Below are 13,609 nucleotides of genomic sequence, written 5' to 3'. Positions count from 1 at the left end.
GAACCAAATCCAACAAAAAAAGCCCCGGCCAAAAAGCCGGGGCGCAAAGTCAACGGGGAGACCGCGCGCCCGCTTGGGCGCGTTTCAGTTATTCCGCAGCTGTTGCCGACGGATTATTCGGATGCGTGGTCCAGTTCGCATAGTCGCCTGAAACCACCTCACCAGTGCGCTCGTCGATCTGGCCTGCGGGAACCTCGACCATTGTGATGCAGTTTTCGACCGGGCAGACGTTCACACAGAGATTGCAGGCGACGCATTCGTCGTCCTTCACCGTGAACACGCGGTCCTCGCTCATCGCGATCGCTTGGTGCGAAGTGTCCTCGCACGCTGCATAGCAGCGGCCGCATTTGATGCAGTCATCCTGGCTGATCTTCGCCTTGGTCACATAGTTCAGGTCCAGATACTGCCAGTCGGTCACATTCGGGACCGCCATGCCGATGAAATCCTGGGTGGAGGTATAACCCTTCTCGTCCATCCAAGTAGACAGGCCGGAAATCATCTCCTTCACCACGTTGAAGCCATAGGTCATTGCGGCGGTGCAGACCTGCACGTTGCCCGCGCCCAGTGCCATGAATTCAGCCGCGTCGCGCCAGGTGGTGACACCGCCGATAGCAGAGATCGGCAACCCGTGGGTCTGCGGGTCGCGGGCGATTTCGGCGACCATGTTCAGCGCAATCGGCTTCACCGCCGGTCCGCAATAGCCGCCGTGGGTGCCCTTGCCGCCGATGGTCGGTTCCGGCGCCATGCTGTCGAGGTCCACCGAAGTGATGGAGTTGATGGTGTTGATCAGGCTGACCGCATCCGCATTGCCCGCATTTGCTGCTCGGGCCGGGTTGCGGATGTCAGTGATATTCGGCGTCAGCTTCACGATCACCGGCTTGGAGTAGTATTTCTTGCACCACTCGGTGACCATCTGGATGTATTCCGGCACCTGCCCCACGGCGGAGCCCATGCCGCGCTCGGCCATGCCGTGCGGGCAGCCGAAGTTCAGCTCTATCCCGTCAGCGCCGGTGGCTTCCACCTGCGGCAGAATGTCTTTCCAGGCCTGCTCCTCGCAGGGCACCATGATCGAGACGATCACGGCGCGGTCCGGATAGTCCTTCTTGACCCGGGTGATCTCCTCCAGGTTGGTCTGCAGCGGCCGGTCGGTGATCAGCTCGATATTGTTGAGGCCCAAGAGACGGCGGTCGGCGCCCCAGATCGCGCCATAGCGCGGGCCGTTCACATTGACCACCGGCGGGCCTTCGGCACCCAGCGTTTTCCAGACCACGCCGCCCCAGCCGGCCTCGAAGGCGCGGCGGACGTTGTATTCCTTGTCGGTCGGCGGCGCGGAGGCCAGCCAGAACGGGTTGGGGGATTTAATACCCAGAAATTCTGTTGTCAGATCAGCCATTTGATCTCTCCTCTTAAGGCTAGCTTGGGTGCAGTGGAACTGCTCCCGAGCTGGCTCAGCCCATCAGGCTGGAGTGAATGTCCATTGCAGCGTCACGGCCCTCGGCCACGGCGGTCACGGTGAGGTCCTCGCCGCCAGAAGCGCAATCGCCCCCGGCCCAGACACCAGCCATCGAGGTGCGGCCCGTGTCACTGACCTTGATCTTGCGCCCCTCAAGCTCCAGCGCATCCGGCTGGCCCTCCAAGGTTTGGCCGATGGCCTTGAACACCTGATCCGCGGCCAAACGCACGGTCTCGCCGGTGCCGGACACCTTGCCGTCGGTGACGTCAGTATACTCCAATTCGATCTCAGCTGCTGCGCCATTGCCAAGTACCGCCTTGGGCATGACGTTGAACATCAGCTTGACACCCTTGGAGGCTGCCAGATCCTGTTCAAAGCGGCTGGCGCCCATGTCCTCGCGGCCACGACGGTAGGCGATGGTGACGTTTTCGGCGCCCAGCAGCTTGGACTGCACCGCGGCGTCTACCGCGGTCATGCCGCCGCCGATCACCACCACATTGCGGCCCACCGGCAGCGCGGTCAGATCTTCGGCCTGGCGCAGTTCCGCAATGAACTCCACCGCGTCGCGCACGCCGTCCTTGTCCTCGCCCGGCGAACGCAGAGCGTTTACGCCGGCCAGACCGATCGACAGAAAAACCGCGTCATAGCCGGAGGTCAGCCCGTCCAGCGACAGTTCCTCGCCCAGCTTCTTGCCGTAATCCATTGTAATGCCGCCGATTTGCAGCAGCCAGTCGACCTCGCGCGCGGCGAAGTCATTGGTGGATTTATAGGCCGCGATGCCAAACTCGTTGAGCCCGCCCGCCTTGGTCTTGGCATCGTAAACCACCACGTCGTGGCCCAGCATCGCCAGCCGGTGGGCAGCAGCCAGGCCCGCGGGGCCGGCGCCAACCACGGCGATCTTCTTGCCGGTGGTAGCCGCGCGGGTGAAGGGATGCCCCCCCTTCTCCATCAGCGTGTCGGTGGCATAGCGTTGCAGGCGGCCAATCTCGACCGGCTTGCCCTCGGCGGTTTCGCGCACGCAAACCTCTTCACACAGGGTTTCCGTCGGACAAACACGGGCGCACATACCGCCGAGGATATTCTGCTCCAAAATGGTCTTGGCCGCGCTTTCCGGGTGGCCTGCCTGGATCTCCCGGATGAACTGGGGAATGTCGATGCTGGTCGGACAGGCGGTCATGCAGGGCGCGTCATAGCAAAAGTAGCAGCGGTCCGCCGCCACGGCTGCTTCATGCGCGTCATAGGCTGGGTGCAGGTCCGAGAAATTCTCGGCAATGCCGGCAGCGTCAAGCCGCGCTGCCTGAATGCCGGATGCCTGATGGCTGGTCGCCATTGGGTGTCTCCCTGATTTTCTGTTGTTCTTGATATCAGAGTGCCACAGTCTGATTTTTTATCAACTGGTAAAATTTTTTCGCGGGCAAAAAAATTGCCGCCCCTGGAGGAACGGCCTGCAACAGATTGGAAAAGCGTGTTTTTGCCTGGAAGTAATTCGGCCAAATTGCGCCTGAAGCCTCCCCCAGACATGCCGAAACTGCGGTTTCCCCCCTCAAAAGCGCCTTTGGTCAGGCCTTACGGCAGCCATTCAGACCCTTGAAAGCATCGCTCCGGCACCCCGCGAAATCTCATGATGGCAAAACTGCGGTGGCTTCGATTTCCACTTTGGCCTCATCCTCAACCAGGGCAGAGACCACCACCATGGTCATCGCCGGGAAGTGATAGCCCATCACCGCGCGGTAGGCTTTCCCGACCTCCGACTGGTGGGCCAAGTACTCCGCCTTGTCCGTCACATACCAAGTGAGCCGGGTGATATCCCCGGCAGTGCCGCCCGCGGCTTCAACCACCTCCAGGATGTTGCGCAGGGCCTGGCTCATCTGGCCGATGAAGTCCTCCGCCTCGAACACCTGATCTGCGGTCCAGCCGATCTGGCCGCCGACGAACAGCTGCCGACCCTCCGCCACCATGCCGTTGGCATAGCCTTTTGCGGGCTTCCACCCTTCGGGATGCACGCTGATGGCCGGCATGGCGGTACTCCTTTGCTGATCATTGCCTGGGCCGACCATAGCGCCGCCGCGGCATTTATTTCAAGCTTAAAATTTCTTAGAGCCAACACCGCAAAAACAAAAACCGCGCAGGTCCGGGACCTGCGCGGCTTGGCATTTCAACGTGGCAGCGCGGCTTACATGCCGAGTGCTTCCTTATACATTTCCAGCACCGCCTCTTCTTCGGCGATGTCGTTCTCGTCGCGCTTGCGCAGGGCGATGATCTTGCGCATCACTTTGGTGTCGTAGCCGCGGCCCTTGGCCTCGGCCATCACCTCTTTCTGCTGCTCGGCAATGGTTTTCTTCTCTTCGTCGAGCCGCTCGAACCGCTCAATGAACTGGCGCAGTTCGCCAGCGGTCACGCGGTAGTTTTCGCTCTTTTCGTCTTCTGTGATGTCCATCTGCGGCTCCGTCGGCAAAGGCTGTCAGTTGCTGTCGGAGCAAGGGGATAGCGCCCTGCCTGCCGCGCCGCAAGACGGGAAAGCGGCGGAGGCTCACTGAGCGGCGAAAACCGGCAACGGTCCCGTGCGATCAGGGCTGAAACGCTTGCACGTGCAATGCGGATCGGCTAGCCGCGTCGCATCAAGACCTCTGCAGGAGCACCCAAATGTTCGATTTGATCGTCTGGACCGGAGCCGCCGTATCTGTTGCCGGCCTGCTGGGGCTGATCTGGTGCATCATCAAGGTCGCACAAGCCCGCCGCCAGAAACTGGACGACGAGGCGCTGCGCGCCGTGGTGCAATCGGTGCTGCCCTACAATCTGGGCGCCCTGCTTCTGTCCGTGCTGGGGCTGATGCTGGTGATGGTGGGCATCTTCCTAGGCTGACGCCCTCTGCCGCCCGCACCTGGCTTGTGTTCAAACCGGCACGTTGTCGAACATCTCCTCAACTGCTTCTTCGCACAGGGTCGCTTCCAGACGGCGCAGGCGTCCGGGAACCTCGGCACCAGTCTTGCGCATGTAGTCCAGCAGACGGATGAATTCCGGCCGCATGGCCAGCCTAGCAGCACCGCTTTCCTTGCGGATCCGGGTCTCCAGGCTCTCGACGGTGCTGAGCAGATCTTCACGTGTCATAGCAGTCCTCCCTGTGTCATGATGAGGTTATCCCGGTATTTCACAACAGGCATATGAATACCCGAGCCATTTGAGCGTGCTGCCGCTTATTTACGCAGATTTACCGGTCCTCTGGTGATTTTTGCGGCCTCCCGGCAGCGCAGAAAGCCTACCGCAGCGCAGCATTCCGGCGCCTTGACTTAAATCAGATGGAAGTGATGATTCAGCAGCCTTTCAATCCCGCCAACTGGCAGGCTTGAAACACATTCTTAAATTGTTATATGAATTGCGAACCCAAGGGAGAGCACCTCATGACCCCCGCCGTCAAAGCCTTTTTCGACGAAACAACCAATACCGTTTCCTACGTGGTGCGCGAACCCGAAGGGTCCGCCTGCGCGATCATTGATTCGGTCCTGGATTACGACCAGGCGGCGGGGCGCACCTGTACTGCATCAGCGGACGCAGTCATTGACTGGATTAAATCCGAAAACCTGCGCGTCGAATGGATTCTGGAAAGCCATGTCCACGCCGATCACCTGTCCGCGGCGCCCTATTTGCAGGACCAGCTTGGCGGCAAGATCGGTATCGGCGACCAGATCACGGTGATTCAGGACACTTTTGGCAAAGTGTTCAACGAAGGCACTGAATTCCAGCGCGATGGCAGCCAATTCGACAAGCTGTTCCGCGAGGGCGACAGCTTTATGATCGGGCAAATGCGCGGCGAGGTGCTGCATACGCCAGGCCACACGCCGGCCTGCCTCACCTATGTGATCGGCGACGCGGCCTTTGTCGGCGATACGCTGTTCATGCCGGACTTTGGCACGGCCCGTTGCGATTTTCCTGGGGGGTCCTCTGCCGATCTCTACAACTCGATCCAGAAGATCCTGGCCCTGCCGGACAGCACCCGCGTGTTTGTCGGCCACGACTACAAGGCCCCTGGGCGGGATGACTATGCCTGGGAGACCACGGTGGGCGAGCAGAAGGCGCTGAACGTGCATATCGGGGCCGGCCGCAGCATCAAGGAGTTTGTCGAGATGCGCGACGCCCGTGACGCAACGCTGGGCATGCCGCGCCTGATCCTGCCGTCGCTGCAAGTCAACATGCGCGCAGGCCAGATGCCGGAGCCGGATGAACAGGGCGACGTGTTCCTGAAGATCCCGGTCAACAAGATTTAGGCAGGCAAGCAGGAGCAAACGGATGGAAGCGGATTGGATCTGGGGACTGGGCGGCGGGCTGCTGATTGGCCTCGGCGGCGCGGTGTTCCTGCTGGGCAACGGACGTATCATGGGCGCCAGCGGCATCCTGGGCGGGCTTCTGGATGGCAGCGGCCGCTCCAACGCAGCTGAGCGTATCGCCTTCATCGGCGGCGTCGTGCTGGTGCCGTTTCTGATCGCACTTTCTACCGGACATGCACCGGATACCCGCGTCACAAGCAATGCTGCCGTGCTGATTGGCGCGGGGCTGCTAGTGGGCATCGGGACACGCATTGCCAATGGCTGCACCTCCGGCCACGGGGTTTGCGGTATCTCCCGTCTGTCTCTGCGCGGAATCGCGGCAACCGCTGTTTTCATGCTGGCAGGCATTTTGACACTGGCGGTTCTGCGCCAAATCCTGGGGGTGATCTGATGCTGCGTATTCTTCTGGCGCTCTTTGCTGGCGGGCTGTTCGGCACCGGGCTTATGCTCTCAGGGATGACCGACACCGCCAAAGTGCAGGGCTGGCTGGATATATTTGGCAACTGGGATCCCACGCTGGCATTCGTGATGGGCGGCGCACTGCTGCCGATGGCCTTGGCCTGGCGGCTGACACAGGGGCGCCGGCCCGCGGCTGGTGGCAGCTTCCCTGCCGCGCCGCACACCGAACTGGACAGGCGGCTGGTGCTGGGCTCCGTGCTGTTTGGAGCGGGTTGGGGACTGGCAGGCCTTTGCCCCGGCCCCGCCATGGCTTCGCTCAGCTACAACGGATGGCAGGGGATGCTGTTCTTTGCAGCCATGGCCTGCGGCATGTTGGCCGCGCCCAGGCTCAGCCGGCATCTGGACCGTGCGGTTGCAAACGCGTAAAGACTAAGGCCATGGATGCACGCGTAATCACCCCCCGATATTCAGTCTCGCCGCAGATCTCTGCCGAGGACATGCCTGCCATTGCAGATGCCGGCTACAAGACGGTGATCTGCAACCGCCCGGACGAGGAAGTGCCGCCCAGCCACCAGGCCGAGGCGATCCGTGCCGCCGCTGAGGCCGCAGGGCTGCGGTTCGAGGTGCTGCCGCTGACCCATCAGACCATGACTCCGGATAATGTTGCGCTGCAGAGGGAACTGTACGAGGGCTGCGAAGGCCCTGTGCTGGCCTATTGCGCCTCCGGCACGCGCTGTTCGGTGGTCTGGGCGCTGAGCCAGGCCTGCGACATGGCTGCCGACGACATCCTGCAGAAAACCCAGGCTGCGGGGTATCAGCTGGATGGGCTGCGTCCGGCGCTGGAATCACTTGCAAGCAACTGAGCGCGGGCAGCTGATCTGCTCCAAGACGCACTGCAGCCTGCCCGGCGGGGCAACTGATTGGACATGCATCGAAGGCAGCAGTTCAAGCAGCGCAAAGGAAGTGAATCCTGAGACACTAAACAAGGCGCTGCCACGCTGTTTCAGCCAGGTTCACAAACCCGCTTGATCCCGCAAGCCGTTGATGGCCGGGGGAAAACTGGTATCGCAGGCGCCCAATTTTTCGGCTGTTCCAAACAAGGGGCTGGCCGCTGCCTGCAGCGCCTCAGCTTTCAGGCAGAGCGCCATCGAAGCCGGCGAGCTGGGAAATTTCATCCATATCCCCGGCCGCGAAATCGCCAAGATCACCGGCGGGGAAATCTGGCAGTTCGGGAAGATCAGGCAAATCGGTCAAGCCGCCGTCAAGCCCGTCCATGCTCATCGCGCCTTCACCTTCGAGCATGGGCATGCCCATCGGATCGGCCTCACCATCGAGGCCGCTGCCCAGATCACCGCCAAGCCCCCCGCCGAAACCTGCGTCCAGACCGTCACCAGCGCCTGCGTCCAGCGCTGAACCCTCCAGCCCCGGCCCAGCATCAAGCGCGGGCAGGCCCATGTCATCCATCGGATCCTGCAGCCCTTGGGCAGCAATCCCCATATCCATTTCCAGTGCTGGCGCCGGTTCCGGCATCGTTTCCATGCCGCCGCCTTCGGAAAATGCGGCCGCTTCAGCGCCGCCGTTACGCGGCTGGCTGTTTCTGGGCGGGTTCAGACGCACAGCCCGCGAGCCGTTCATCTGGCCAAGACGCCCCTGTGCAACCGGTTTGCCGCCAATGGTCAGCAGATCCGTTTCATAGAGAAAGGCCGAATCCAACGGGATGCTATCACCAATCTTGAGGCTGGCAAACTGCTGCACCGGCACGCGCATCTTGCACAGCACAGCTGTCAGCTCCGCACGAATCGAATCAAGGCTGGCGCCAAGCGACGGGCCATTGGCGCTGCCCTGGCCGTCTTGCAGTTCTTCCGCAGTTGGTTCTGGCAGGATCAGCTTCATCACGCCCTGCATGGCACCGCAGGCGAGATCCAGGTTCAGTTCGATTACCCGGTAGTCATCGGCCTCCATCCCCAGTACCAGGCTGCGAACGTTTTCGACCTGGGCACCGAAGCGGTAGCCGGAAAACAGGGACTGGTCCGTCTGACCGTCCAGCATAGCCACAACTTTGGCAAAGCTGCGCTCCAGGAAATCGGCCGTCATTGCCGCGTCGGTCGGTGTGTAGTGACGTTCAGACGGTGCCTTGCCGATCACCGCCCCGATGGTCTGCTGCTGGATCAGCGCCGTAACAGTAGCCGCATCCATGCTGGCAGCCCCCAGCCGCCCCTGCGGGCAGTCCAGCACCACCAGCAAATCCTTGTCGGATAGCTGATCGGCCAGGTCCTCGGACATCCGGTTGGACTGGCGCGCGGCCAGCACCGCCATCGGCAGATTGCAGAGATCCGCAGCCGCGCGCGCAACCGAACGGCGCAACGCCTTCAGGGTCAGGGAACTGGAGAGTCCCCCGGCGCCTTCCTTGGTCGCCGCCAGCTTACGTGCAAGCACACTTTGCCTGCCGCTGCCTGCCTCTGCTGCTTCTGTCTCAGACATAGGCTGTTTAACCTGCCCCTTGCGCGTCCCGTTTCCCCGGTTTTAACCGAAAGGGGGTTAACAACTTCTGTATTCCGGCGCTGGTTATGCAGCCTTTTCACCTGCAGCGGGCAGAGAAACCCGGAAAGCGCCGCCGCCGTGTCCAGGCAGATAGGAGACATCGCCGCCCAGCCGCTGCATGACCTCGCGGCAGATCGCCAAGCCCAGGCCGGCACCGCCTGCCCGTTCCGGGCTGACCCGCGCAAATTTCTCGAAAATCATCTGCTGGGCGTCCGCTGGCACACCACTTCCATTGTCAAAGAAATCAACATGAAGCCGCCCGCCGGACATCGAGGCGGAGACAGACAGCTCCGGCTGCTCCGCGTCGCAATACTTCTGGGCATTGGCAATCAGATTGATGAACACCTGCGCCAGCCTGTCTAGATCGGAGGTCAGGCGAAACCCTTCCGCCTCCGGGCGGCGGCGGACCCGCAGCGGCTGATCCGACCCTGCCAGAGCGGCAGCAACAGCATGATCCAGCACTTCGGACAGGGTGCCGACGGTAATGTTTAGGCTGACCTGCCCGCTTTCGAGCACACTAAGATCGAGCAGGTCATTCAAGAGCCGCGTCAGACGCAGTGTTTCATCATGAATGATTCCCGCATAGCGGCGCTGCTCCTGCGCATCGAGCTGCCCGGCATCCCGCAGGATCTCGGAGAATGCCCGGATTGAAGTCATGGGCGTGCGCAACTCATGGCTTACCTGGCTCAGGAAGGCATCCTTCTGTTCTGAAATCTGAGTAAGCTTCTCGTTTGTTTCCCTAAGCTTACGCGCTGTTGCCGACAATTCCGCCGATTGCGCCTCTAGACGGCTGGAATATTCCAGCATCTGCGCCGTTTCATCCGCCACGGCCAGCAAATCCGCTACCGACACCGATGATCCACCGGCAATCTGCCCGATCATCGCATGGGCCGCAGCCGCCCCGATGGAGGCACTGAGTTCCCGTTCCAGCCGTTCCAGAAAGGCAGGCGTCGGTTCCGGCAGCGGGCCGCGGCCGCCTTGGCGCATCCGCTCGCGCTGGAAAAATGCCTGCGCTTCCGTCGCCCCCAGGATCCGCTGCGACATGATCATCAGATCCTCGCATTGCGCCACCGAACCGGTCCAGCCGCGCGGACCCGCGGAATGGTCGAATACATTGACGAACTGCGCCCCCTGCAGCCGCTCCAGCGGGCTGGGGAAGCTCATCAGCGAGACCAGGCAGAACACCATTGCATTGAGGCTCATCGACCACATCACCGCATGCACTGTGGGATCAAGGCCCTCGATCCCGAACAGCGCCTCGGGACGCAGCCAACTGAGACCGAACAAGCCGTATCGCAAAATGTGCTCCGGCAGCAGCCCGCCGCCCAAGGCCGGCAGCAGCATGGTATACAGCCAGATTGCAAACCCCACCGTCAGCCCCGCAAGCGCACCGCTGCGGGTGGCGCCGCGCCAGAACAGGCCGCCCACCAGCGCGGGCAGCAACTGCGCCACCCCTGCAAAGGAAATGAGGCCAATGGCCGCCAGCGCCGCGGCGCCCCCGGAGAGGTGGTAATAGAAATACCCCAGCGCCATGATCGCCGCGATCGACACCCGCCGCGACAGCAGCACCACATCGCGCACATCGCCCGATACGGACGCCTGCCGGTTTTGCAGCCGCAGCCAGACCGGCATCACGATGTGGTTCGACACCATCGTCGACAGCGCCATTGCCGCCACAATCACCATCGACGTGGCCGAGGAAAACCCGCCCAGGAAGGACAGCATCGCCAGCCCCTGCTGGCCTTGCTGCAACGGTACCGTAAGGACAAACATGTCGGGGTTCGACCCGGCAGGCAAAAGGTCCAGCCCGACAACGGCAATCGGCACCACGAACATCGAGATCAGCAGCAGGTACAGCGGAAAGGCCCAGGACGCGATGCGCAGGTGGCGCTCATCCTCATTCTCCACCACCATCACCTGGAACATCCGCGGCAGGCAGATGAAGGCCGCAGCAGCCAGGAAGGTGATCGTGGCCCAGCGGCTGCCATCGACATTCCACTGCCCGATCTGGGAGGCGTCGATGCGCGCCAGCGTTTCGCCGATGCCGCCGGCAATGCCCCAGACAACAAAGACCCCCACCGCCAGCAGCGCGGCCAGTTTGACAATCGCCTCCAGCGCGACCGCGGTTACCACACCGTGGTGGCGCTCATTGGCATTGAGGTTGCGGGTGCCGAACAGGATCGCAAACACCGCCAGCCCCGCAGCAACCCAGAACACGATGGAGGTTTCGTTATACCCCCGCAGCGGGTCGGCCTCTGCAAAGATTGCAAAGGACAAGGTAACGGATTGCAATTGCAGTGAAATATACGGGGTGACGCCAATCACCGCCAGTATGGTCACCCCGGCGGCCAGCAGGTTCGACTTGCCATAGCGCGAGGACAGGAGGTCAGCGATTGAGGTGATCCGCTGGCTGCGCCCGATCCGCACCAGCTTGCGCAACCCCCACCACCAGCAGATCATCACCAGGGACGGGCCCAGGTAGATGGTCACGAACTCCAGCCCGGACCGCGCCGCATAGCCAACTGCGCCGTAAAAAGTCCAGGCAGTGCAGTAGATTGACAGCGACAGCGTGTAGATCAGCGGCGAACGCATCCAGGCCGCGCTCTTGCCCCGCGTTGCCATGCGGTCCGCCCAAAAAGCGATGAAGAACAGAAAGGCCACATAGGCCAGGCAGACAAAGGCAAGAACGTTGAGGGAGGCCATTAGCTGCCTGCCTCTCTGCCAGCGGGCTGCTCTGGGGAGCTTGTCCCATCCGGTCCGCCGCCGGTCCAGTGGTCGGCCCACCGCTGCACCGCCAGGCTGAATACGAAACAGGCGGCGATCAGCCCGATCCAGACCGCAAAGATATAGATAATGGCCGACGACATGCTGACCCCGCCACGCGCCGCTGGATGGGCCGAAGCCTCGGGCCACAGCAGCGGCAGCGCCAGCAACAGGGCGCCGATCAGCGGCAGCAGCCGGGAGATGTCCATCAGCCGGCGGCGGCGGTAGGTCTGGCGCTCTGTCCGGGTCCCCGCCTGTTCTTCGCCGCTTCCCAGCGCCATGGCGCCCTTATCCCTGCCCGGCCTGGGCATGCAGGTCGCGGACCGCAGTTAGAACCTCGGCGTTGGAGAACGGTTTGGTCATAAAGCGGGTGACGCCTGCCTTTTCTGCCATTTCGCGGTCGCGCATCTGGCCGCGGGCGGTCAGCATCAGGACCGGCAAGGCCTGCATGCCCTCTAACGCGCGCAGTTCGCGCACGATTTCCAGCCCGCTTTTGCCCGGCAGCATCAGATCCAGTATCACCAGGTCCGGACCCGCATCCCGGATCACCTCGACCGCGGTTGCACCATCGGTGTGCGCATCCACGCTCCAGCCGTCGCGCATCAGCAGAAACCGGATCGCCTCGGTGATGTTCGGTTCGTCTTCAATCAGAACAACATGCCTGCCCATCAGCAGAATTTCCTCCCGGCGCGGTCCTGCGGCCTGCTCGGCCCGGACACGCGGTTATTTTTCCGCAGGTTAGCCCCCTGCCCGCATGAGTGTCAAAACTCTTCCTTCAGGATCGACGGTTCGCGCCGCGCCGGGCAGGCCTGGCGCGGACAGATCCGGCAGCTGGCTCCCACCGGCTGCGGATCCTCGGCGTCCTTGGCCCCGGGCAGGATCAGCATCACCGCGCGGTACAGGGGGTCCTCACCAAAGTCCGGCTGTTTCTGCATCCAGGCCGTGGCCATGCAATCAAACGCCGCGGCATTGCGCCCGTGCTGCACCACATTGCGCCGGACCGGCACATTGGGGTTCACCAAAGCAGTATAAAGCGGCCAAAGCGGGCATGAAGCACCGAAGCGCGGCATCGCAAAGCCGGTCACCGGCTTGCGGAACAACAGCGTGCCGGAGGCATCGCAGATCACCAGCCCGGCCTCCTGGCTAAGCACCTCCTCCGGCAGCGCCGCGAGGCGGCGCAACACCACAGGCAGCCCGCAATTGAACCGGCCCGCCAAAGCAACCGGGTTTATGCCGCTTGCGGAAATCTCTTGTTCCAGAGCTTGCAGCGGCATTGCACGCGCGTCGGACTGGTATTGCGCTAGCGCTGCCTGGGCGAGGCTGCGGGCCGCCTCGCCGGTCAGGTCCGGCTCGTCCCGCACCAAATCCTCGGGCGTGGCAGAGCCGTCTTCAAGGGCTGGGAAATGAAAACCGCTGTTCTGAAAAAACGCCTCGGCCTCCTCCTGCGGCATGCCGCGCCGGTCCGCGCCGCTGCCGTCCTCATCGAGAAAGCTGACCAGCGCCCGGCTGCTTTCGGACAGGCGCAGCGAGTCCTGGTTGAGGTTTTTATGGAACCGGTCCCGCCATTCCGGTTCCAGCTCACCTGTTTCCGCAAGGATCGAAGCAGTGGAGCGGATCGCAGCAGCGGTCGACAGCACCTCATGCACCGAGGCTGCCAGGTTGGGGTCATGTGTCAGCCGGTCAGACAGGGTTTCCACCGTGCGCTCCAGCGTGGCGATGCGGCGGTGGCCCGCCGCCAGAACCTCTGCCCAGCCCGGAAAGCGGCCCGCAAATTCATCGACCCGGTCCAGTTCTGCTACCGGCACCCCGCTGTCTGCCGCCGCCTCCCGCAGGGTGGAGATCAGCGCCGCTTCCGCCCCCTCGCTCAGCATCGAGGGCTCGACTCCCAGCACACCTGCAATCCCGACCAGCAGCTTGCCGCCGATTCTGCGCCGGTTGTGCTCAATCAGGTTGAGGTATGAGGCCGAGATCCCCGCCTCCCGCGCCAGTTCGGCCTGGCGCATGCCCAGGATCAGCCTGCGCTCGCGGATCCGGCTGCCGGTCAGGGTATCGCGTGCCATGATGGCGGGCCTCCCAAAACACTTCCATTTCAACGGCTTTCTGCAACGCAAAATAACTTTGTTTACAGATG

15 protein-coding genes are annotated in these 13,609 nt (G+C 62.5%); 5 read left to right on the top strand and 10 right to left on the bottom strand.

Features of this window, described 5'->3' with window-relative positions; translation table 11 throughout:
* Positions 1–88: 88 nt before the first annotated feature.
* From preA to RA25_RS02285, 4 genes are all read right to left on the bottom strand, one after another.
* Complete coding sequence (gene preA / locus RA25_RS02300) at positions 89–1,393, bottom strand: NAD-dependent dihydropyrimidine dehydrogenase subunit PreA (RefSeq protein WP_019295864.1); 1,305 nt, start codon at positions 1,391–1,393, stop codon at positions 89–91.
* 55 nt (positions 1,394–1,448) lie between these two features.
* Positions 1,449–2,783, bottom strand: a complete 1,335-nt coding sequence (locus tag RA25_RS02295) for an NAD(P)-dependent oxidoreductase (RefSeq protein ID WP_039169812.1) — start codon at positions 2,781–2,783, stop codon at positions 1,449–1,451.
* Positions 2,784–3,072: 289 nt separating this feature from the next.
* Positions 3,073–3,471 carry a RidA family protein gene (locus tag RA25_RS02290; protein WP_039169809.1) on the bottom strand — a complete coding sequence of 133 codons (399 nt, stop codon included), beginning with the start codon at positions 3,469–3,471 and terminating at the stop codon, positions 3,073–3,075.
* Between the two features lie 155 nt (positions 3,472–3,626).
* Complete coding sequence (locus tag RA25_RS02285; RefSeq protein ID WP_008553759.1) at positions 3,627–3,890, bottom strand: DUF2312 domain-containing protein; 264 nt, start codon at positions 3,888–3,890, stop codon at positions 3,627–3,629.
* Between the two features lie 206 nt (positions 3,891–4,096).
* Between RA25_RS02285 and RA25_RS02280 the strand changes: the two genes are divergently transcribed.
* The gene (locus RA25_RS02280; protein WP_019295861.1) at positions 4,097–4,315 is read left to right on the top strand and encodes a hypothetical protein; all 219 of its coding nucleotides are present in this window, start codon (positions 4,097–4,099) and stop codon (positions 4,313–4,315) included.
* Positions 4,316–4,345: 30 nt separating this feature from the next.
* Here the strand turns inward: RA25_RS02280 and RA25_RS02275 are convergent, their stop codons facing one another.
* The gene (locus tag RA25_RS02275) at positions 4,346–4,561 is read right to left on the bottom strand and encodes a hypothetical protein (RefSeq protein WP_019295860.1); all 216 of its coding nucleotides are present in this window, start codon (positions 4,559–4,561) and stop codon (positions 4,346–4,348) included.
* Between the two features lie 290 nt (positions 4,562–4,851).
* Here RA25_RS02275 and RA25_RS02270 point away from each other — a divergent pair, with 290 nt between their 5' ends.
* The 4 genes from RA25_RS02270 to RA25_RS02255 are packed head-to-tail and all read left to right on the top strand — an operon-like array spanning position 4,852 to position 7,037.
* Positions 4,852–5,715, top strand: a complete 864-nt coding sequence (locus RA25_RS02270; protein ID WP_039169806.1) for an MBL fold metallo-hydrolase — start codon at positions 4,852–4,854, stop codon at positions 5,713–5,715.
* Between the two features lie 22 nt (positions 5,716–5,737).
* Complete coding sequence (locus RA25_RS02265) at positions 5,738–6,166, top strand: YeeE/YedE family protein (protein WP_019295858.1); 429 nt, start codon at positions 5,738–5,740, stop codon at positions 6,164–6,166.
* Positions 6,166–6,600: a DUF6691 family protein gene (locus RA25_RS02260; protein ID WP_193747955.1), complete on the top strand. Its 435-nt coding sequence runs from the start codon at positions 6,166–6,168 to the stop codon at positions 6,598–6,600. The genes RA25_RS02265 and RA25_RS02260 overlap by 1 nt, the downstream gene beginning before the upstream one ends.
* A gap of 11 nt (positions 6,601–6,611) precedes the next feature.
* Positions 6,612–7,037: a TIGR01244 family sulfur transferase gene (locus RA25_RS02255; RefSeq protein WP_019295856.1), complete on the top strand. Its 426-nt coding sequence runs from the start codon at positions 6,612–6,614 to the stop codon at positions 7,035–7,037.
* Between the two features lie 262 nt (positions 7,038–7,299).
* On the opposite strand, the gene RA25_RS02250 is transcribed toward RA25_RS02255, so the two are convergent.
* The 5 genes from RA25_RS02250 to RA25_RS02230 form a co-directional block, all read right to left on the bottom strand.
* Positions 7,300–8,655: a FliM/FliN family flagellar motor C-terminal domain-containing protein gene (locus RA25_RS02250; RefSeq protein ID WP_039169803.1), complete on the bottom strand. Its 1,356-nt coding sequence runs from the start codon at positions 8,653–8,655 to the stop codon at positions 7,300–7,302.
* A gap of 84 nt (positions 8,656–8,739) precedes the next feature.
* Complete coding sequence (locus tag RA25_RS02245) at positions 8,740–11,418, bottom strand: ATP-binding protein (protein WP_039169800.1); 2,679 nt, start codon at positions 11,416–11,418, stop codon at positions 8,740–8,742.
* Positions 11,418–11,759, bottom strand: coding sequence for a hypothetical protein (locus tag RA25_RS02240; protein ID WP_019295852.1), 342 nt, complete (start codon positions 11,757–11,759; stop codon positions 11,418–11,420). The genes RA25_RS02245 and RA25_RS02240 overlap by 1 nt, the downstream gene beginning before the upstream one ends.
* Positions 11,760–11,766: 7 nt before the next feature.
* Positions 11,767–12,147, bottom strand: coding sequence for a response regulator transcription factor (locus RA25_RS02235; RefSeq protein WP_019295851.1), 381 nt, complete (start codon positions 12,145–12,147; stop codon positions 11,767–11,769).
* 92 nt (positions 12,148–12,239) lie between these two features.
* Positions 12,240–13,538 (bottom strand): helix-turn-helix domain-containing protein, encoded by a 1,299-nt coding sequence (locus RA25_RS02230; protein WP_039169798.1) that lies wholly within the window; start codon positions 13,536–13,538, stop codon positions 12,240–12,242.
* Between the last annotated feature and the right edge of the window lie 71 nt (positions 13,539–13,609).

Source organism: Leisingera sp. ANG-S5 (assembly GCF_000813925.1).
GTDB lineage: Bacteria > Pseudomonadota > Alphaproteobacteria > Rhodobacterales > Rhodobacteraceae > Leisingera.
This window is presented reverse-complemented; position numbering and strand designations above follow the sequence as displayed.